The organism is Delftia sp. WSY_10 (genome assembly GCF_043104705.1).
GTDB lineage: Bacteria > Pseudomonadota > Gammaproteobacteria > Burkholderiales > Burkholderiaceae_C > Comamonas > Comamonas tsuruhatensis.
Window position 1 is genome coordinate 55,951 of record NZ_JBICKY010000035.1, and the last position, 19,552, is coordinate 75,502.

Consider the following 19,552-nt stretch of genomic DNA (forward strand, 5'->3'; position numbering starts at 1 on the left):
ATTGCCGGCGCTGCTCCTGCTGAAACCCGTCAGCCCAGCAAACGCTGGGCCAGCCACAGCATCAGCGGCACGGTAAGAAGGGCCAGCGCCGTGGACACCGCAATGCTGGCGGACACCTCCTCCTGCATCACGCCATAGCGCTGCGTGAACAGGAACACGTTGGCCCCCACGGGCAGCGCCGCCGCCGTGAACATCACGGCCACGGGCAGGCCACCCAGGCCGAAGGCCCAGGCCAGCGCAAGCATCAGCAGCGGATGCACCAGGTTCTTGACCAGCGCGATGCCAGCAGCCTCTCGCAAGTTCTGGCCCACCCTGGTGTAGGCCAGTGTCACGCCGACCAACAGCAGCGCCATGGGGCCCAGCGCCTGGCCCAGGACCTGCAGGGACCGGTCCACCGCTTCGGGCAGCACCAGCCCAGTCTGAGCGAACAGCAAGCCAGCGAGTATGGGCAGCGGCACAGGATGCACGATGCCGTTGCGCACGGCCTGCAGCACCGTGCGCCACATGGGGCGCGGTGCGCTTTGGCCGCAGCGCTGGCGCTCGTGGGCCTCGGCCAGCTCGAACACGATGGTGGCTGCGGTCAGCAGGATCAGCGCATGCAGCGAGACCAGGGTGAACAACGTGACAAGCCCTTCCTCCCCGTAGACCAGCCCCACCAGCGGCACGCCGATCATGACGGTGTTGCTGAACATATTGGCCAGCCCCCGCGCGGCCGAGCGCGTGGAAAAACCGCCCAGCACCATGGACACCACGAAGATCAGCGCAGTCGCCAGGAAATACAGGGCCACGGGCTGAAAGTCCAGCTCCTGTACCCGCACCGCACCCATGGTGCGAAACAGCAGCGCCGGCGTAAGCACCAGAAACACAAGGTTGGACAAATCCTTGATGGCTGTGGCACGCACCCAGGCCAGCCGGGCGGCAAGAAAGCCTGCTCCTATGCAAAGAATGACAGGGATGAGGGAGGCAAAGACGGGAGAGTTCACTGAAGCAGGACCGGGAAGCTGCGCCTGCGCAGGCTTGCGGCGCGCGCAGATTATGCGCCGCAGACCCGGCCCTGCCTCGTTCAGGCGTCGTCCCGGGCCTCGAGCCTCCACGGACGTGCCAAGGCTCAGATTCATGCCGAACAGCCCCCTTTTCTGGCGACTTGTCGCCACTGACATTCATCAGTCGATAACAAGGTTGCCACTCAACTTCATGTAAGTTACATTGATCATCCCTATTGGTTGATTCGTTTTGCTCTAGACGTCCATGACTTCATCACCATCCCAGGCACCCGCTGCCGGCAAGCCGCCGTCCACTGTCCCCGACGGACTGGCCCTGTTCCGGCATTGGCTGGAAACCGAGGGCACCAAGGGCTGGGATGCCCTGGACACGGCGCCCGACAGCGGCTACGAAAAGGTATGGCGTGCCTGGCTGCGCAGCCTGGGCGATGCGGGCATCCCAGCCAAAGAAAGTTCCCCCTCCCCCACCACGCCGAAAGGCAAAGTCAACGCAAAGGCCCGCGCCTGGCAACAGGCCACCGCCGTGGATGTCCAGAATTTCCTGCGCCCGCGCGAAGGCCAGTTGTCGGGCCACCAGCCCGGCCGCCGCATCAGCGAGGTCACGCGCAGGCGCTACTGGCGCCTGCTGGAACGCATCTACGACCATGCGCTGGACCACGGCTGGGTCAGCGCCAATCCCGCCGCAGGGTTGGCGCCGCAGGAGCGCCCCCCTGCCGAAGACGGCCAGGGCCATTGCCTTCCCGCGCCGCTGTGGAATGCCCTGCCCCGCCACATTCCGGTGGCAGATGGCTTTCAGTCAGCGCGCGACCGCGCCATCTTGCTGCTGCTGTACGAACTGGCGCTGGCGCCCGAGGAGGTGCGCGGCCTGTGCTGGCGCGATGTGCAATGCGCAGGACCAGGCGATGGCCTCCCCTGTCAATTGCATATCGATGGCGCACGCGCCGCGCAGCAGCGCACGCTGGATCTGTCGGAAACGGTGGTGAAGGCGCTGCAGGACTGGAAAGGTTTCAGCGCCGGCCAGCGCGGGCCGGAGGCCGTTCAACCCGATGCCACGGTCTTTTATTCGCGCGAGGGGCAGCCGCTGTCGGTGCGCGTGCTGTTCCATGTGGCCTCGCAGCTGATACAGCGTGCCCATGCGGCCCAGCCCGCTTCTGCCCAGAAGGCGCCGCTGCACCGGGTCGGGCCGCAGGTGCTGCGCAACACGGCCATCGTGCAGTGGTTGCGCGCGGGCCGTGCCGAGACCGAAGTGGTGCAGTGGATAGGCGTCGACAGCGCACGCGCCCTGCGCCATCTGCAGCATTACCTGTAGCAGACGGCGCGGGAGCGCAGCGCGGGCAACCCGCCTTAGAACGACACCTTGACGCCCACGGTGATATTGCGCCCCATCAGCGGCGCAGCGTTCTTGATGAACGATGTGTGGGCGAAGGCCAGGCGGTTGGTCAGGTTGTTGCCCTTGATGAAGAACTGCCAGGGCGTGCCACCCGAGGTGCGCAGCGTGTAGCTGGCCGAGAGGTTGAGCATGCCGTAGCCGTCCGTCTCGGTCTCGTAGGCGGTGACGCGGTTCTGGCGCAGCACCTGCACCCACTCGGCCTGGGCATCCCAGCCCTTGTAGAAGGTGTCCACGCGCAGGCCTACGCGCGCCGCGGGAATGCGCGGCAAGGCGGAGCCGTCTTCCAGCCGCGCACGCACGGCGTCACCGAACAGGGTCACGCCCCACTGGCGCGACAGCTTCTGGCGCACCTGGCCCTCCACGCCGGTGAAGCGTGCGTCGGCCTGGGTGTATTGCAGCAGTTGCAGGCCGTCATGCTCGTCCAGCGTGGCTCCGTAGATGTAGCCCTTGACGCGATGGTGGAAGGCATTGACGCTGAACGTGGTGTCCCCCGAGGTCTTGCGCAGGCCTATGTCCAGTGCCTGGGAGCGTTCACGCTTGAGGTCGGGATTGCCGCGCTCATAGGTGGATGTGGCCATGTGCAGGCCATTGGCATACAGCTCCTCGGCCGTGGGCAGGCGGTTGCCCTGCGTCAGCGAGGCCGACAGGCTGTAGCCCGGGGTGAACTTCCACACCGAGCCCAGCGAGAACGATGTGCCGCTGTGGCTGCGCGAGATGCCGCTTTGCTGGGCGTCCACGGTCTGGCGCTCGTGGCGCAGCGCAGCCTGCCAGCGCCAGTCCTGCCAGCGGTATTCCTCCAGCAGGTAGATGCTGTTGCGGCGGGTTTCGGTGGGCTGCACATAGGCCTCCTCACCCTCGGCACTGAATTTGCGCTGCACGGTCTGCAGGCCGATGACGCCGCGCCAGCCGGCGATGGGCTCCAGCTCGGCCTCCACGCGCAGGTCATGGGCGCGGTTCTTGAAGGTGGTCGAGACCTGGCCGTCCTCGATCTCGTCATGGCGGTAGTCGGTCCAGCCGCCGCGCACGCGCAACGCCGCAATGCCTGCCGTCGGATTGCGCCATTCGCCGCGCAGATCCCAGCGCTCGCTGTTGAGGTCGACCACCGGCACGCTGCCATGGTCGTGATCGTGTTCTTCGTCGCCATGGTCATGTCCGTCCTCGTCGCCGTGGTCATGGCCGCCGCAGTGCAGATGGTCGCCATGGGTGTGGCAGCCCTCGAAGCTGTGGTTGTGGCCCGGCAGGCCATAGCGCGCGGTCTGGCGCGTGTAGGCCAGGCCCAGGTAGCCTTGCGTGCCGATCCAGGACAGGCCCAGGCTGCCCGTATCCGTGCGGTTGAAGCTGCCGCCCACGCGCCCCTGCGACTGGCCGTTGGGCGCCCAGCCGCTGCCCACGCGGTAGTCGCCGGCATCGCGCGCCATGCCCTCGGCATGGATGGCCAACTGGCCCGCGCCGCCCGTCAGCGAGAACGCGCCGGCCGTCTCGCCCGCGCCCGTGCTGCCGCGCAGCTGGGCCGAGCCCGTGATGCCGTTCTTGGGAATGGACGTGGGGATCTTGTCGTCCAGGATGTTGACCACGCCGCCCATGGCACCGCCGCCGCCGTAGATCAGCGCCGAAGGGCCGCGCAGCACTTCGATCTGCGTGGCCAGCATGGGCTCGCTGGCCACGGCATGGTCGGGGCTGATGGTGGAGGCGTCATGCAGCTCCGAGCCATCGCTGAGGATCTGCACGCGCGGGCCGTCCATGCCGCGGATGATGGGGCGGCTTGCGCCCGCACCGAAATGGCTGGCGTGGATGCCGGGCTCGCCGTCCAGCGTCTCGCCCAGCGTGGCGGTCTGGCGCAGCGTCAGCACATCGCCTTCCAGCACCGTGGCTGGCGTGGACATATCGGCCGAGGTCAGGCCCAGGCCGCTGGCCTTGACCGTCACCTCATTGAGCACAGGCGTGTCGCTGCGCGGGGCATCCGCCTGGGCGCCGGTGGCAGTTCCGGGCGCGGCGGCGACTCCAGCCTCCCCATGCTCTGCTGCCATGGCCAGCCCTGCCATCGCGGGGCCGAGCACGCCCGCCAGCAGCAGTTGCTGCAGCAGCGGGCGCAGCTTCATCCTCTCCCCCTGCACCTTGGCGTCCTGGTGGTATTGCTTTGTTGTCACTCTCATCACTGGTCTTCCCGGCAGCGGCCGGCCACGGCCCCGGGGACGTGGGAATGCGGGCGCTGCAAAAAATGGCGTCGGAAACGGACAACCGGGGTGCGCCATGCGGGCGCACGCAGCCATCCGATCGGATATGCATTCAGGATCTGTCCAACCTGGGCACAGCGCCTCTTGCGTGCAATGCAGGAAGGCGCGCGCAAACAGCTTCAATGGGAGGGCGCATGCAGCGCCGCCGCCCAAGGTTCAAGCCGCCAGGCGGGCAGTGATGGGATGCGGGGGACCACGCGCATCGAAGAAAGCCGCCAGCACGCGGCCATCGCGCACGATGGGCGGCTGGGCGGGCTCGGCCTGTTCGCCCCAGAAAGGCGGCAGCGCCACGGCGGGCGGTGGCCCCGCCATGCCTTCGTGCAACTGGTCCAGCAGTTGGCAGTCCGCCGGGCCGTGGCCCGAGAACAGCGCATGCACCCAGTCGACGGGTGCAGCGCAGGAGGTGGCCACCACCTCGACCGGGCCATGGGCCGTGGCCGTGGCCGAGGCCGAGGCCAGGCCGCCAGCATGCACCACACGGTGCATCTGGCCCAGCAACGGCGCCAGTGCGATGGACCAGACCAGCAACCAGGCCAAAAGCCAACCCCGATTCGGCACGGCACCGCGCAACGCAAGCCGTGAGGCGGGCGCAGGCGAGTGGCGACTCGGGAGTTTGAAGGGCATGGATGAATCAGGAGCGGGTCAGGCAGCGCAGAGTGTATGCGCCAATTGGCGGGGCAGGTTCCAGCATCCCGTCACAAAGACGGGCGACTGCTCACAGCAGTGCACGGCGGGCAATGCCGCGCTCAATGCGCATGGCGCATGCCGCAGAACTTGCCCAGCGCCAGGCCCTTGCAGTCGGCCTGCAGCTGCTTGTGGCATTGCGCATGGTCACGCCCTGCCGCCAGACACTGTGCGGCAGCCTCGTGGGCCTTGGCCATCGAGCGGTGGCGCTCCATGTCGGCACGGGCATGGGCATCCAGTTGCACCGGGCCACCCTGTGCCTTGGCGTCCGCCGGGGTCTTGGCATGGTCATGGTCTTGGCCGTGATCGTGCGCCTGGGCCGCAGCGGCCAGAAAGACAGCGGCCAGGATCAGGGAAACGGAACGGAAGGGGGAAAAAGTCATGCGAGATCCTGAAGGGCTATGCAAGAGAAAAAGGGGAAGACGGCCACCTCACACGGACGGATCATTCCGGGAGTGCCCGGTGCCGCTGCAGACCTGGCACCGCCCCGTCACCGACACATCGATGGCCTGGCCCTGCAGGCCGCTGGCTGCCAGCGCCTGCCGCAATTGCAGCAAGGCGGCCTGCAGTTGCTCACCGCCCCCGCCTGCCTCGCCGCCCAGACGAAAGGCGCTGTGGCAATCCGCACACTCGAAGTGCGCAGCGGCGTCGCCTTCGCAGGCCGCGCCCTGAAGGGGCCTGCCGTACCGGGCCACGCGTGCCGCATCCACGCTGCGGCGCAACACGCCGGCTGCGGCCAGCCGGTCCAGCAGCCGGTAGACGGTGACGCGGTTGACCTGCACGCCCTGGGCATGCAGGGCGGCTTCCACATCCGCCTCGCTCAACAGCGCATCGGCGCGCGCCTCCCACAGCGCCAGCACGGCCCGCGTGGCGCGGGTCGAACGCATGCCGCAAGGCAAGAGCAAGGGGGAGGGAGTCGGCGATGACATGGGCAATGCAAGAGCGGGCTGCAGAGCGCGACAGGACACCGTTATCGCAACCGAGTTGCATTATGCCCGCAAATCACAACCGCTTAAACAACCCGCCGACCTGGGCTCATTGCTTGACCCAGCGCGCAAAGGCACCCCGGAATTTCTGCACCTTGGGCCCCACCACGAAGGCGCAGTAGCCCTGGCTGGGATGGTTCAGGAAGTAGTCCTGGTGATAGTCCTCTGCGGGCCAGTAGCTGGCCAGGGGCTGGACCTCGGTCACGATGGGAGCGTCATACGCGCCCGCCTGGGCCAGCTCGGAGATCAGCGTACGTGCGACCTCCGCCTGATGGTCATTCGTGGTGTAGATCGCGCTGCGGTACTGCGTGCCCACGTCGTTGCCCTGGCGGTTGAGCGTGGTCGGATCGTGCGTGCCGAAGAACACGGTCAACAGGTCGCGCAGCGGAATCACAGCAGGGTCGAACTGCACGCGGATGACCTCGGCATGGCCGGTCTGCCCGGTGCAGATGTCTTCGTAGCTGGGATCGTCCAGATCGCCATTGGCGTAGCCGCTTTGCACGTCGCTCACGCCGCGCACGCGGTCGAAAACGGCTTCGGTGCACCAGAAACAGCCGCCGCCCAGATAAATGGTTTCAGTCGTCATATGCGCCTTTTCTGTGAGAAATCGAAAAAATGACCACACGCAATGCATGCAGGCCGTTGCGCCTACAGGTTAGCCCATGCACAAGCCAGGTGACGACGAACGGTTCTGCGGTTACGATAACTAACCCATCAGTCATTAATTTTCCGTGACCGACTCCCCCGCCTCTTCACCCGCCCCCGCCGAGCCTTCCGGAAAGCGCAGCCGCCGCAAGCACGAGCGTCCGGGCGAGCTGCTGGAAGCCGCGCTCGACCTCTTCGTGGAAAAGGGCTACGCCGCCACCCGCGTCGAAGAGGTCGCCGCCCGGGCCGGGGTTTCCAAGGGCACGCTGTTCCTCTATTTCGCGAGCAAGCAGGAGCTTTTCAAGGCCGTGGTGCGCCACAGCATCGCGGGCCGCTTCGGCGAGTGGAGCGAGGAACTCGACAACTACTGCGCACCGTCCACCGATCTGCTGCGCTACTGCTTCAAGTCCTGGTGGGAGCGCATCGGCAGCACCAAGGCGTCGGGCATCACCAAGCTCATGCTCAGCGAGGCGGGTAATTTTCCCGAGCTTTCGCAGTTCTATCACCAGGAGGTGGTTCTTCCAGGCCATGAGCTGATCCGGCGCATCCTGCAGCGCGGCGTGGAGCGCGGCGAGTTCCGGCCCATGGATCTGGACCTGTCCGTGCACTGCGTGGTCGCCCCGATGATGTTCCTGATGATCTGGAAGCATTCGCTGGGCGGCTGCCTGCCGCACGGCGACTTCGATCCCGAGCGGTTTCTGGAATCCCAGATCGACTACCTGCTGCATGGCATGTGCCAGCCCCTTGCAGCCACCACACCACCCACCTCCCCGCCCACACCATGAAGCGTCGCACCGGCTGGCTGATCGGCCTGGCCTTACTGATCGCCATCGGCGCCAGCGCATGGCGCGCCGCATCCACCCGGCACAGCAAGCAAGCCGCCATTGCCGCGGCCACCCAGCCGCGCGAGATGCCCGTGCGCGTGGGCCCGCAGGAGGTGGTGCAGCTGCAGCCGCGCCAGTTGCAATTGACCGTGCCTGTCAGCGGCGTGGTGCAGGCCGTGCGCAGCGCCGTGGTCAAGGCCTATGTGGCCGGCGAACTGCGCGGCCTGCAGGTGCGCGAGGGCGACAGCGTGCGCAAGGGCCAGGAACTGGCCCGCGTGGACGCCACCGAGGTCGAGGCCCGCTGGCGGCAGGCCCGCCAGCAGGCCGACGCGGCCCAGGCGCAGCTGCAGCTGGCCCAGCGCCAGCACGACAACAACCAGGCCCTGGTCACCCAGGGCTTCATCTCGACCACGGCACTGGCCACGTCCCAATCCAATCTTGACGCCGCCCGCGCCAACCTGGCCGCCGCCCAGGCCGCCGCCGATGTGGCACGCAAGAGCGTGACCGACAGCGTGCTGCGCAGCCCCATGGACGGGCAGGTCGCCCAGCGTCTGGTGCAGGACGGCGAGCGCGTGGGCGTGGAAACACGGGTACTGGAGATCGTCGATCCCTCCGAGCTCGAGGTGGTGGCCCAGCTCGCGCCCGCCGATTCGGTGCGTGTGCAGGTCGGCCAGCAGGCCCTGTTGCAGGTCCAGGGCGCGGGCGACGATGTGGCCGCCGTGCCCGCGCGCGTGGTACGCATCAACCCCAGCGCCCAGCCAGGTTCGCGCAGCGTGGCCGTCTATCTGCGTGTGCAGGCTGCACCGGTCAACGCAGGCGCCGCCGGCAGATCCATTCCCATCGTGCGTCCGGGCCTGTACCTGCAGGGCAGCATTGTCACGGGGCAGACCGAACAGTTGGCCGTGCCCCTGACCGCCGTGCGCACCGACCAGCCCCAGCCCTATGTGCAGTTGCTGCGGCCTGCGGGCGAGTCCGAAGCGGACAAGAGCCTGCTGCGCGTGCAGCACCGCCCGGTCACGCTGGGCAGCCAGAGCGCGCAGGATGGGGCCACCTGGATTGCCGTGTCCACCGGCCTGCAGGCCGGTGACAGGGTGCTGGCCGGCAGTGTGGGCGGCCTGCGCGCAGGCACGGCGGTGCAGATGCAGCAAATGCAGCAGGCCCCGCAGCCCCAGGCTGCGCCAGCCCCCGGAGCCCGCTGACCATGTGGTTCACGCGCGTCAGCCTGGCCAACCCTGTGTTCGCCACCATGCTCATGCTGGCCCTCATGGTGCTGGGTGTGTTTTCCTATCAGCGACTCAAGGTGGACCAGTTCCCGAATGTGGACTTCCCCGTGGTCGTGGTCACGGTGGACTATCCGGGCGCCTCGCCCGAGATCGTGGAGTCCGAGGTCACCAAGAAGATCGAGGAAGGCGTCAACTCCATTGCCGGCATCAACGCGCTGACCTCGCGCAGCTATGAGAGCACCAGCGTCGTCATCATCGAATTCCAGTTGCATGTCGATGGCCGCCGCGCTGCCGAAGACGTGCGCGAGAAGGTGGCCTCGGTGCGCCCCACCCTGCGCGACGAGGTCAAGGAGCCGCGCGTGCTGCGCTTCGATCCGGCCAGCTCGCCCATCTGGTCCGTGGCCGTGCTGCCCCAGGCCGATGCCGGCGCCAAGGCGCCCGATGCCGTCGCGCTGACCAGCTGGGCCGACCAGGTCCTCAAGAAGCGGCTGGAGAACGTGCGCGGCGTGGGCGCCGTCAACCTGGTGGGCGCCACGCCGCGCGAAATCAACATCTACCTGCAGCCCGAGGCGCTGGAAGCCTATGCCATCACGCCCGACCAGATCGTGAACGCCGTGCGCAGCGAGAACCAGGACCTGCCGCTGGGCGCCATCCGCTCGCGCGAGCAGGAGCGCGTGGTGCAGATCGACGCACGCATGAAGCGCCCGCAGGACTTCGAGCGCATCATCGTCGCCCAGCGCGGCGGCGCGCCCGTGCGGCTGGGCCAGCTGGCCCGCGTGCAGGACGGCGCGGGCGAACTGGAAACCGTGGCCCTGTACAACAGCAGCCGCACCCTGCTGCTGTCCGTGCAGAAGGCCCAGGACGAGAACACCATCGAAGTCGTGGACGGCCTGAACGCCACGCTGCGCGAGATCGCCGCCGAAGTGCCGGCCGGCGTGCGGCTGGAGCCGATTGCCGACAGCGCCCGCCCCATCCGCGTGGCCGTCAACAACGTGCGCCAGACGCTGATCGAGGGCGCGGCACTGACGGTGCTCATCGTCTTCCTGTTCCTGAACTCCTGGCGCTCCACGGTGATCACGGGGCTGACGCTGCCCATTGCGCTGATCGGCACCTTTTTGTTCATGTACTGGTTCGGCTTCTCGATCAACATGATCACGCTGATGGCGCTGTCGCTGTGCGTGGGCCTGCTGATCGACGACGCCATCGTGGTGCGCGAGAACATCGTGCGCCATGTGCAGATGGGCAAGGACGCGCATGCCGCCGCGCTCGACGGCACGCAGGAGATCGGCCTGGCCGTGCTGGCCACCACGCTGTCCATCGTGGCGGTGTTCCTGCCCATCGGCTTCATGGGCGGCATCATCGGCAAGTTCTTCCACGAATTCGGCATCACCATCGTGGCGGCCGTGATGATCTCCATGTTCGTGAGCTTCACGCTGGACCCCATGCTGTCCAGCGTCTGGCACGACCCGACCATCCACGCCCATGGCGAGCAGCGCGGCCGCAGCCTCTACGACCGCACGCTGGGCCGGGTCACGGCCTGGTTCGAGCGCGCCACCGACTCGCTGTCCCACTTCTACCAGGACGTGCTGGGCTGGGCGCTGCGCCACAAGATCGCCACGCTGGCGGCGGCGCTGGCCATCTTCGTGGCCAGCATCTTCCTGGTGCCGCTGCTGGGCACGGAATTCGTGCCCAAGGCCGATTTCTCCGAGACCACGGTGAGCTTCAACACGCCCGTGGGCTCGTCCATCGAGGCCACGGAGGCCAAGGCCCGCCAGGTCGATGCCATCATCCGGGCCCTGCCCGAGGTCCGCTACACGCTGGCCACCATCAACACCGGCACGGCCCAGGGCAAGATATACGCCAGCATCTACATCCGCCTGCTGGACCGCCATTTGCGCCAGCGCAGCGGTGACGAACTGTCGGGCGTGCTGCGCGAGCAGTTGCAAAGCGTGCCCGGCATCACCGTCACCCATGTGGGCCAGCGCGAGCCCGTGGGCGGGCAAAAACAGGTCGAATTCTCGCTGCAGGGCCCGGACCTGGGCGAGCTGGAGCGCCTGAACCGCGTGGTGATGGAACGCCTGCGCGGCATTCCCGGGCTGGTGGACCTGGACAGCAGCCTCAAGCCCGACAAGCCCGTGATCGACATCACCGTGCGGCGCGATGCGGCCGCCGACCTGGGCCTGTCGGTAGGCTCCATGGCAGCGGCGCTGCGCACCTGGGTGGCCGGCCAGACCGTGGGCAACTGGCGCGCCAGCGACGACCAGACCTATGACGTCAAGGTGCGCCTGGCGCCCGAGTCGCGCAGCACGCCCCAGGACCTGGAGCGCCTGCCCTTCGCCCTGCCCTCCACCTCGGGCGACGGCGGCATGCGCATCGTGCGGCTGAACCAGGTGGCCACCGTCACGCCCGGCACCGGCCCCAGCCAGATCAACCGCCGCGACATGACGCGCGAGGTCGCCTTCAGCGGCAACGTCTACCTGCGCTCCAGCGGCGAGGTCTCGGCCGACATCCGCAAGGCCCTGGCCGACATCGCCCTGCCGCCCGGCTACCGCACGCAGTTCAGCGGCGCCACCAAGAGCATGAACGAGTCCTTCGGCTATGCCGTGTCCGCCCTGGCGCTGGCCATCATCTTCATCTACATGATCCTGGCCAGCCAGTTCAAGAGCTTCCTGCAGCCGCTGGCGCTGATGACCTCGCTGCCGCTGACGCTGATCGGCGTGGTGCTGGCGCTGATGATGTTCGGCTCGGCCCTGTCCATGTTCTCCATCATCGGCGTGGTCATGCTCATGGGACTGGTCACCAAGAACGCCATCTTGCTGGTGGACTTCGCCATCCGTGCGCGCGGGCCGCACAGCGACCCGGACACCGGCCAGATCCGCGACGGCCTGCCGCGCGAGCAGGCCCTGCTGCTGGCAGCGCGCGTGCGGCTGCGCCCCATCCTGATGACCACGCTGGCCATGATCTTCGGCATGGTGCCCCTGGCCTTCGCGCTCAGCGAGGGCTCCGAGCAGCGTGCGCCCATGGGCCAGTCGGTGATCGGCGGCGTGGTGACTTCCTCCCTGCTGACCCTGGTGGTCGTGCCCGTGGTCTATTGCTACCTCGATGACTTCTCCCAGTGGCTGCGGCGCCTGTGGAACGGCAACCAGCACGACGCGGCCCCCGGCCAAGGCGCCGCCAGCGCCCCCACCCTGCCGCGAGACTCGTAGAATCAAAGGTTTGTCCTGACAAGTCTTTCTCCGGAGATACCCCATGAGCCTGCCCCTGAACAGCCTGCCCGAACACCACAGCGCCCAAGCGCACGCGCGCTACAACATGATCGAGCAACAGATCCGCCCCTGGAACGTGCTTGATGAAGAAGTGCTGGCGCTGCTGGGCAAGGTGCACCGCGAGAATTTCGTGCCGCCCGAGCATGCCGGCCTGGCCTTCATGGACCTGGAAATCCCCCTGGTCGCCCCGGCCGAGGAAGCCGCCGCCAAGGGCTGGTGCATGCTGGCCCCGCGCATCGAGGCGCGCATGCTGCAGGACCTGAAGATCAAGCCCACCGACCGCGTGCTGGAAATCGGCGCCGGCTCGGGCTACATGGCCGCCCTGCTGGCCGCCCAGGCCAAGGAAGTCGTGACGCTGGAAATCGTGCCCGAGCTGGCCGAGATGGCCCGCGAAAACCTGCTGGGCGCCGGCATCACCAATGCCGAGGTCAAGCTGGCCGATGGCGCCACGGCAGCGGCTGCCCTGGGCCAGTTCGACGCCATCGTGCTCAGCGGCTCGGTCGCCCAGGTGCCGCAGGCCCTGCTGGCCCAGCTCAACGACGGCGGCCGCCTGGCGGCCATCGTCGGCCAGCTGCCCATGATGCGTTTCACGCTGGTGCGCAAGAACGGCCACCAGTTCGAGACGAGCCAGCCCTGGGACGTGGTGACCGCCCGCCTGGCCAATTTCGAAGAGCCTTCGCGCTTCACGTTCTGAAACCCGCTGCAGCGGCCGATGCCCGCAGGACCATGGCCGCTGCCGCAACCCCATTCCATTCCGCAAGGATCTTTCCGATGCTTCCCCAAGTGCCTCCCGCGCAACTCAACGATTGGCTGACCCAGCACGCCAGCGGCTCCGATGCCCTGCCCCTGGTGCTGGACGTGCGCGAGCCCTGGGAAGTGGCCCAGGCCAGCGTACGCCCCGAGGGCTTCGAGCTGCGCTGCATCCCCATGGGCGAGATTCCCTCGCGCCTGCAGGAACTCGATCCGGATCACCCCACAGCCTGCCTGTGCCATCACGGCGCACGCAGCATGCATGTCGCTGCCTTCCTGATGAACAACGGCTTCGAGACCGTGGCCAATATCAGCGGAGGCATCGATGCCTGGTCGCGCGAGCGCGACCCAGGCGTGCCGCGCTACTGAGCGGCAAGACGCAAAAGAAGCCCGGGACACGGCCAACCCGCCGTCCCCGGTGCTTCGTGACGACTGTGTTTTGATTCGAGGACCTCTATGCCCCTGCTTCGGCCCCTTGCCCCTGTCGCTTACGCCCCGCCCCGCCCACACGCCTGGCCCCTTCGCCAGATTGCCTTGCTGCTGTGTGCCTGCGGCATGGGGACCGCTCTGGCCCAGTCCACCGTCCCTGCCGCCCCGGCCTCGGGCTTGCCCGCCGTGACAGCCTCATCGGCCACGGGCCAGAGCCTGTCGGAGTTGGTCGCCAAGGCACGCGGCTACGACGCCCAGTGGCAGGCCCAGCAGGCCGACGCCCAGGCCGCCGCCAGCCGTGCCGAGCAGGCGCGCTCGGGCCTTCTGCCCAGCGTGGGCCTGCAGGCGGGCGCCAACACATCGCATGTGGAAGTCAGCGTGCTGCCTGGGAGCTTTCGCTCGCCCCAGCAGAACCTGCAGCTCAGCGCCCAGCAGCCGCTGTACCGCCCGGCCAACAAGATCGCCTACGACCAGGGCCAGCGCGGCGTGGACGTGGCGCGCGCCCAGTTGGACAGCGGCGAGCAGAACCTGCTGGTGCGCGTGGCCCAGGCCTACTTCGATGTCCTCGGTGCCCAGGACAGCCTGGCCGTGGTCAAGGCACAGAAGGCAGCCATTGCACAGCAGCTGGAATTCGCCAAGCGCAACTTCGAGGTCGGCACGGCCACCATCACCGACTCGCGCGAAGCCCAGGCCCGGTTCGACCTGGCCGGCGCGCAGGAAATCGCCGCCGAGAACGACCTGCGCGTCAAGCGCCTGGTGCTGGATCAGATCGTCGGCGCCGTGGGCACCGTGCCCCGCCCGCTGGCCCAGCCGCTGCAGTTGCCGGCCCTGATGCCCGCCGATGCCCAGGCCTGGGTGGACACCGCCCTGCAAGGCCAGCCCCAGCTGCGCCAGGCCCGCCTGGCGCTGGACATCGCCCAGCTGGAAACGAAGAAAGCCGAGGCCGGCCACAAGCCCACCGTGGACCTGCAGGCCGGCTACGTGGTCAACCGCTATCCCAACGGTTCGGTCACCCCGCAGATCGGCACCAGCTACCGCACCAATGCCGCCAGCGTGGGCGTGGTCATGAACCTGCCGCTGTTCGCCGGCTTTGCCGTGCAAAACCGCATCAAGGAAACCCTGGCGCTGGAAGACAAGGCGCGGGCACAGCTGGACGACGCCCAGCGCAACGTGGAGCAGAGCACGCGCACGGCCTTCTTCGGCGTGCAGTCGGGCCAGGCCCAGGTCAAGGCGCTGGAGGCCGCGCTGGCGTCCAGCCAGAGCGCGCTGGACGCCAACAAGCTTGGCTACGAGGTCGGCGTGCGCATCAACATCGACGTGCTCAACGCACAGAGCCAGCTCTACCAGACCCAGCGCGACCTGGCCCTGGCGCGCTACCAGGTGCTGCTGGGCCAGCTCAAGCTGCGCCAGGCCGCCGGCACGCTCAGCGACGACGACCTGCGCGCCATCGATGCGCTATCGCTCCGCGCGCCAGCCCCTTGAATCCCTGAAGCGCCCGCACGGCCGGCAGTGCCCCGGGCTGATGCCCGGCCGCCGTGGGCCGCGCGCCTGGCGCCGCAGCCCTGTGCTCTGGCAAAGCCGAGGCACGCAAACCCGCCACGACCAGAATCCAGGCAGCCAGCGCGCACAGCACCGCCAGGCGGCTCAGCAAGGAACAGCGGGAGAGTCTTGGCATGCGCGCCTTGCCTTCTTCGGAGTTGTCGAGCGGGCCACTGTGGCAAACCCGCCTGAAGACCTGCTCCGGCTTTCCTGAAGGGATGCTGAAGCGCATCGTCCCCGCCTTGACCGATACTCGCGGCAGCCCTCCCGCAGGCGCCGGTCCGCGGCATGGGAGCGGCACAGGGAACACACGATGAGACTGCTGCTGGTGGAGGACGATCTGGATCTGGGCAATGGCGTGCGCATCGCATTGGGCGATCACGCCATGGACGTGGTCTGGGTGCGCCGCCTGTCCGATGCGCTGCGCACGCTGGAGCAGCAAAGCTTCGAGATGGTGTTGCTGGACCTGGGCCTGCCCGATGGCGACGGCATCAGCCTGCTCACGCGCCTGCGCCGCGAATGGCGCCGCCTGCCCGTGCTGATCCTGAGCGCACGCGACAGCCTGCATGACCGGCTGCACGGCCTGGACAGCGGCGCCGATGACTATCTGGTCAAACCCTTTGCCCTGGCCGAACTGGTGTCACGCGTGCGCGCCCTGGCGCGCCGCAGCTATGGGCAGGGCGACGGAACGCTGCATCTGCGCGGCCTGTCGCTGCACGAGCCCACGCGCCGTGTCAGCGTTGCAGGCCAGAACGTCGAGCTGTCCCGCTGCGAATTCGACCTGCTGGCCCTGCTGCTGCGGCGCATGGACCGCGTGGTCACGCGCAGCGGCATCGAGGAGGAAGTCATCCCGGGCGGCAGCGCCAACGGCAGCAATGCGCTGGAGGTCCATGTCTCCAACCTGCGCCGCAAGATCGGGCCGGGCTTCATACGCACGGTGCGCGGCATTGGCTATGTCATCGACTCGCAGCCGATGGCTCCCCTGTCCTGACCATGACATCGCAGACCGTGCAGGGGCAGCAGGCCAGCCCGAGATGGCGCCGCTGGCTGCGGCCCACTCTGGGCCGGCGGATGCTGCTGGCCCAGATGGGCGTGCTCACCGCGATCTGGACCGCGTTGCTGGTGGCGGCCATCTACATGGCCCACTTCCACAATGAATTGCTGGTCAGCAAGCCTGTCTACGAACTTGTCATGGCAGTGGCCGAGGACCTGGCCGACCTTCCGGACCGCCAGCAGCACAGCCTGGCCGCGCTGGACACGGCCCTGCGCCATGAATACAGCGATGGAGACGACGACATCCGCTTCACGCCCACGCTGCTGGTCTGGCAGCGCGGCCAGCTCCTGTACCGCTCGCCCACGCCGGCACCCACCCTGCGCAACCGCGTGCTGGACACGGTCGAGGACATAGATTTCGAAGGGCAGACCTGGCGCATGAGCACGCTGCGCTCGGCCTCGGGCCAGACCGAAGTCACGCTGATGCTGCCGTCCTTCAAGGAACTGCTGATCACCCTCAACACCCGCAGCTACTACCTGCTGCCACTGCTGATCAGCCTGCCCTTCCTGGCCTTTCCGGCCTGGTGGTCGGTACGCGCGGCGCTGCGCCCGCTGCGCCGCGTGGGCGACGAGCTGGCCACGCGCGGCCCCGACGACCTCAGCGCGCTCACCTATGCGCCGCCACACGCCGAGCTGCGGCCGCTGGTGCAGGACATCAACGCCCTGCTGGCCCGCGTGCGCTCCAGCAGCGAGCGCGAGCGCAACCTCATCGCCGATGCAGCCCACGAACTGCGCACGCCGCTGGCCGCCATGCACGTCAACGTCGAGGCCCTGCTGCGCCTTGGCAGCGAACCGCGCCAGCAGGAACTCATGGACAGCCTGCTGCGCAGCAACCAGCGCGCCAGCCGCATGGTGGCCCAGCTGCTGCAGCTCATGCGCAGCGAGACCGAAGCGCCCGGCATGGCCATGCAGCCGCTGCGCCTGGACCTGCTGCTGGAAGACCGGCTCGCCGCACTCGACGCCCTGGCCTGCCGCCGCCCGGTGGAACTGGCCCTGGAAGCCAGCGAGCCACTGAGCGTGATGGGCGAACGCGAAGGCCTGGTCTCGCTGATCGACAACCTCGTGGACAACGCCATCAAATACAGCCCCGCGCACGCCACCATCAGCGTGCGCCTGCAGCGCCAGGGCGACCAGGCCGTGCTCCAGGTGCGCGACCGTGGCCCGGGCATCGCCGAGGCCTGGCGCCAGCGTGTCTTCGACCGCTTCTTCCGCGTACCCGACCAGAGCCAAAGCGGCAGCGGCCTGGGCCTGGCCATCGCCAGGACCGTGACCGAGCGGCACGGCGGCAGCATCGAGCTGCTCAGTGCGGAGGATGGAGGGCTGCTGGCGAGTGTCAGCCTGCCCGTGCTGCAGGAAGGATCGGGCCCTTGATGCATGCATGGGCCCAGGATTGCAGAGCCAACAGTCCAGGAACTAGACTGGGCCTGTAACCCGTGAGCGAAGGAGTGCAATCATGAAATCCTGGCCTGTACAAGATGCCCAAGACCACTTCAACGAGCTTCTCGAAGCCTGCCTGACCGATGGTCCGCAAGTGTTGACCCGGCGTGGCGCGGACACTGCCGTGCTCGTTCCTATGCAAGAGTGGCGCCGTCTGCATCCCGCTGCCGAACCTGCTTCGCTCAAGGAACTGCTGCTCTCGGAAGCGGGCCGCGCAGACCTGCTGATCCCGCCGCGCGGCCAGGCGCACCGCAGGCCCATCGAGCCCGCCAACTGAGTGCGCCAGAAATGTATTTGCTGGACACCAACATCATTTCAGAGCTGCGGCGCCCCAGGCCCCACGGAGCCGTCCTGGCCTGGCTTCAAGCCCTGCCTGAGCCGGAACTCCATCTGTCCGCGGTCAGCCTGGGCGAAATCCAGGCGGGCATAGAGCTGACCCGGCAACAGGATGCTGAGAAGGCCCGGGAAATCGAACGCTGGGCAGATCTGGTCTCCGCCTCCTACAACGTGCTGCCGATGGATGCCGAGAGCTTTCGGATCTGGGCCCGGCTGATGCACGGACGCTCCGATGCGCTGTATGAGGACGCAATGATTGCAGCCACGGCCATCCGCCACAGGCTGGTCGTGGCCACACGCAACATTCGAGACTTCGCGGATTTTGGTGTGGCGCTTGTCAACCCTTTTGAGTCGCCCTTTCGCTGAACTGGCACAAGCCCCTTTGGTGCGTAGTCTTGCCTGCCCGCTCCCCTTGCACAGGAGGATCAGGAGAGCGGCTGCACCAGCCCGGCCACCGCCTGCGCCGTGGCCCGTGCGGCCCCACGGTGCTGGTCCAGAAAGCCGCGCGCCTGGGCCACGGCATGGGCGTGGGACTGGCGGTCCCCGGCCAGGTCCACGGCCAGGCGCAGCCCGTGCTCCAGGTCGGGTGCGCGCAGCGCGGCGCCGGCTTCGCAGGCCAGGTCCGAGGCTTCGCTGAAGTTGAAGGTATGCGGCCCCAGCACCACGGGGCAGTCGCAGGCCAGGGCCTCGATGAGGTTCTGTCCGCCCAGCGGCGCAAAGCTGCCGCCCATGAGCGTGGCATCGGCCAGGCCGTAGTACAGGGCCATCTCGCCCAGCGAATCACCCAGCCAGATGTCGATGTCATCCGCCGCAGCCCCGCAGGGCGGGCCACCCACCCACTGGCTGCGGCGCGAGACATGCAGGCCGCCGCCAGCCAGCAGCGCCGCCACTTCGTCAAAGCGCTGCGGATGGCGCGGCACGACCAGCCATTGCACGGCCCGGCCCACAGGCCCCAGCGTGCGCAGGGCGGACAGCAGCATGGCCTCCTCGCCCTCCCGGCTGCTGGCCAGCAGCACCACAGGGCGGGACAGGCCGGACTTCCATTGCCGGGCGCGCTCCAGCAGCGCCGCGTCCGGACGCGCATCGAATTTCAGGTTGCCGAGCACGCCGTGCACGGGCGCGCCCAGCAGGCGCAGTCGCCGGGCATCGTCCTCGGTCTGTGCCCAGGCGGCGGCCAGGGCGGCATAGGTAGGGCGCGCCAGCGGCGCCACGCGCAGCGCCTGGCCCAGCGATTTGTCGCTGAGCCGCGCATTGGCCAGCGCCAGCGGCACGCCCTCTTCGCGGCAGATGGCGACCAGATTGGGCCAGACCTCCGTTTCCATGAGCACGCCGACCGCGGGCCTGAATTGCTGCACGAAGCGGCGCACGGCCGCCGGGGTATCCCAGGGCTGCCAGACCTGCAGGTCGCCGGACTGCAGCAGCCGGCGGCCTTCTGTGCGGCCTGTGGCCGTGCCATGGGTCAGCAGCAGGCGCATGCCGGGCAGGCGCTCGCGCAGCGCGGTCAGCAAGATGGCGGCAGCGCGCGTCTCACCCAGCGATACGGCATGAATCCAGATCCACAGGCCGCGTCCGTCCTGCCCCAGCGTGGCCGGCTGGTAGCGGCCAAAGCGCTCGGGAATGTGCTCGGCATAGACGGGCTCGGCCTCGGCGCGGCGCAGCAGCTTGCGTCGCAGCAGCGGCTGCGCCGCCCAGGTCACAGCGCTGTACAGCGCGCGCGCCCAGGACGTGGGAGAGCGGGAAGTCATCGCCTGGCGC

18 protein-coding genes are annotated in these 19,552 nt (G+C 68.1%); 11 read left to right on the forward strand and 7 right to left on the reverse strand.

The window, feature by feature from the left end; translation table 11 throughout:
• Positions 1 to 29 precede the first annotated feature (29 nt).
• Positions 30 to 983 carry an AEC family transporter gene (locus ACF8ML_RS15970; RefSeq protein ID WP_392407390.1) on the reverse strand — a complete coding sequence of 318 codons (954 nt, stop codon included), beginning with the start codon at positions 981 to 983 and terminating at the stop codon, positions 30 to 32.
• Between the two features lie 265 nt (positions 984 to 1,248).
• Between ACF8ML_RS15970 and ACF8ML_RS15975 the strand changes: the two genes are divergently transcribed.
• Positions 1,249 to 2,310 (forward strand): tyrosine-type recombinase/integrase, encoded by a 1,062-nt coding sequence (locus tag ACF8ML_RS15975; protein WP_392407391.1) that lies wholly within the window; start codon positions 1,249 to 1,251, stop codon positions 2,308 to 2,310.
• Positions 2,311 to 2,345: 35 nt separating this feature from the next.
• Here the strand turns inward: ACF8ML_RS15975 and ACF8ML_RS15980 are convergent, their stop codons facing one another.
• The 5 genes from ACF8ML_RS15980 to msrA all read right to left on the reverse strand — a co-directional run bounded on the left by ACF8ML_RS15980 (position 2,346) and on the right by msrA (position 6,881).
• Entirely contained in the window at positions 2,346 to 4,544 is a 2,199-nt protein-coding gene (locus tag ACF8ML_RS15980; protein WP_209669080.1) for a TonB-dependent receptor domain-containing protein, read from the reverse strand.
• Between the two features lie 237 nt (positions 4,545 to 4,781).
• Positions 4,782 to 5,162: a hypothetical protein gene (locus tag ACF8ML_RS15985; RefSeq protein WP_392407392.1), complete on the reverse strand. Its 381-nt coding sequence runs from the start codon at positions 5,160 to 5,162 to the stop codon at positions 4,782 to 4,784.
• 209 nt (positions 5,163 to 5,371) lie between these two features.
• Positions 5,372 to 5,692, reverse strand: coding sequence for a hypothetical protein (locus ACF8ML_RS15990; protein WP_016447082.1), 321 nt, complete (start codon positions 5,690 to 5,692; stop codon positions 5,372 to 5,374).
• Positions 5,693 to 5,740: 48 nt separating this feature from the next.
• Entirely contained in the window at positions 5,741 to 6,196 is a 456-nt protein-coding gene (locus ACF8ML_RS15995) for a transcriptional repressor (protein ID WP_016447083.1), read from the reverse strand.
• Positions 6,197 to 6,344: 148 nt separating this feature from the next.
• Positions 6,345 to 6,881, reverse strand: coding sequence for a peptide-methionine (S)-S-oxide reductase MsrA (gene msrA, locus ACF8ML_RS16000; protein WP_016447084.1), 537 nt, complete (start codon positions 6,879 to 6,881; stop codon positions 6,345 to 6,347).
• 145 nt (positions 6,882 to 7,026) lie between these two features.
• On the opposite strand from msrA, the gene ACF8ML_RS16005 reads away from it, so the two are divergent.
• From ACF8ML_RS16005 to ACF8ML_RS16050, 10 genes are all read left to right on the forward strand, one after another.
• A complete protein-coding gene (locus tag ACF8ML_RS16005) occupies positions 7,027 to 7,725 on the forward strand; it encodes a TetR/AcrR family transcriptional regulator (RefSeq protein WP_047473219.1) in 699 nt (232 codons plus the stop codon).
• The gene (locus tag ACF8ML_RS16010; RefSeq protein WP_392407393.1) at positions 7,722 to 8,963 is read left to right on the forward strand and encodes an efflux RND transporter periplasmic adaptor subunit; all 1,242 of its coding nucleotides are present in this window, start codon (positions 7,722 to 7,724) and stop codon (positions 8,961 to 8,963) included. The genes ACF8ML_RS16005 and ACF8ML_RS16010 overlap by 4 nt, the downstream gene beginning before the upstream one ends.
• Positions 8,964 to 8,965: 2 nt before the next feature.
• The gene (locus ACF8ML_RS16015) at positions 8,966 to 12,193 is read left to right on the forward strand and encodes an efflux RND transporter permease subunit (RefSeq protein WP_392407394.1); all 3,228 of its coding nucleotides are present in this window, start codon (positions 8,966 to 8,968) and stop codon (positions 12,191 to 12,193) included.
• 43 nt (positions 12,194 to 12,236) lie between these two features.
• Positions 12,237 to 12,947: a protein-L-isoaspartate O-methyltransferase gene (locus tag ACF8ML_RS16020; RefSeq protein WP_016447088.1), complete on the forward strand. Its 711-nt coding sequence runs from the start codon at positions 12,237 to 12,239 to the stop codon at positions 12,945 to 12,947.
• Positions 12,948 to 13,024: 77 nt separating this feature from the next.
• Positions 13,025 to 13,372, forward strand: coding sequence for a rhodanese-like domain-containing protein (locus ACF8ML_RS16025; protein ID WP_392407395.1), 348 nt, complete (start codon positions 13,025 to 13,027; stop codon positions 13,370 to 13,372).
• A gap of 87 nt (positions 13,373 to 13,459) precedes the next feature.
• A complete protein-coding gene (locus ACF8ML_RS16030) occupies positions 13,460 to 14,914 on the forward strand; it encodes a TolC family outer membrane protein (protein ID WP_016451715.1) in 1,455 nt (484 codons plus the stop codon).
• 370 nt (positions 14,915 to 15,284) lie between these two features.
• On the forward strand, positions 15,285 to 15,962 hold the full coding sequence (locus ACF8ML_RS16035; protein ID WP_013802240.1) for a response regulator: 678 nt from the start codon (positions 15,285 to 15,287) through the stop codon (positions 15,960 to 15,962).
• A gap of 2 nt (positions 15,963 to 15,964) precedes the next feature.
• On the forward strand, positions 15,965 to 17,395 hold the full coding sequence (locus ACF8ML_RS16040; protein WP_047474044.1) for a cell wall metabolism sensor histidine kinase WalK: 1,431 nt from the start codon (positions 15,965 to 15,967) through the stop codon (positions 17,393 to 17,395).
• 82 nt (positions 17,396 to 17,477) lie between these two features.
• Positions 17,478 to 17,738 carry a type II toxin-antitoxin system Phd/YefM family antitoxin gene (locus ACF8ML_RS16045; RefSeq protein WP_016451713.1) on the forward strand — a complete coding sequence of 87 codons (261 nt, stop codon included), beginning with the start codon at positions 17,478 to 17,480 and terminating at the stop codon, positions 17,736 to 17,738.
• Between the two features lie 11 nt (positions 17,739 to 17,749).
• The gene (locus tag ACF8ML_RS16050) at positions 17,750 to 18,163 is read left to right on the forward strand and encodes a type II toxin-antitoxin system VapC family toxin (RefSeq protein WP_043790155.1); all 414 of its coding nucleotides are present in this window, start codon (positions 17,750 to 17,752) and stop codon (positions 18,161 to 18,163) included.
• 59 nt (positions 18,164 to 18,222) lie between these two features.
• Here ACF8ML_RS16050 and ACF8ML_RS16055 read toward each other — a convergent pair whose 3' ends face one another.
• Positions 18,223 to 19,542, reverse strand: a complete 1,320-nt coding sequence (locus ACF8ML_RS16055) for a 3-deoxy-D-manno-octulosonic acid transferase (protein WP_392407396.1) — start codon at positions 19,540 to 19,542, stop codon at positions 18,223 to 18,225.
• Positions 19,543 to 19,552 lie beyond the last annotated feature (10 nt).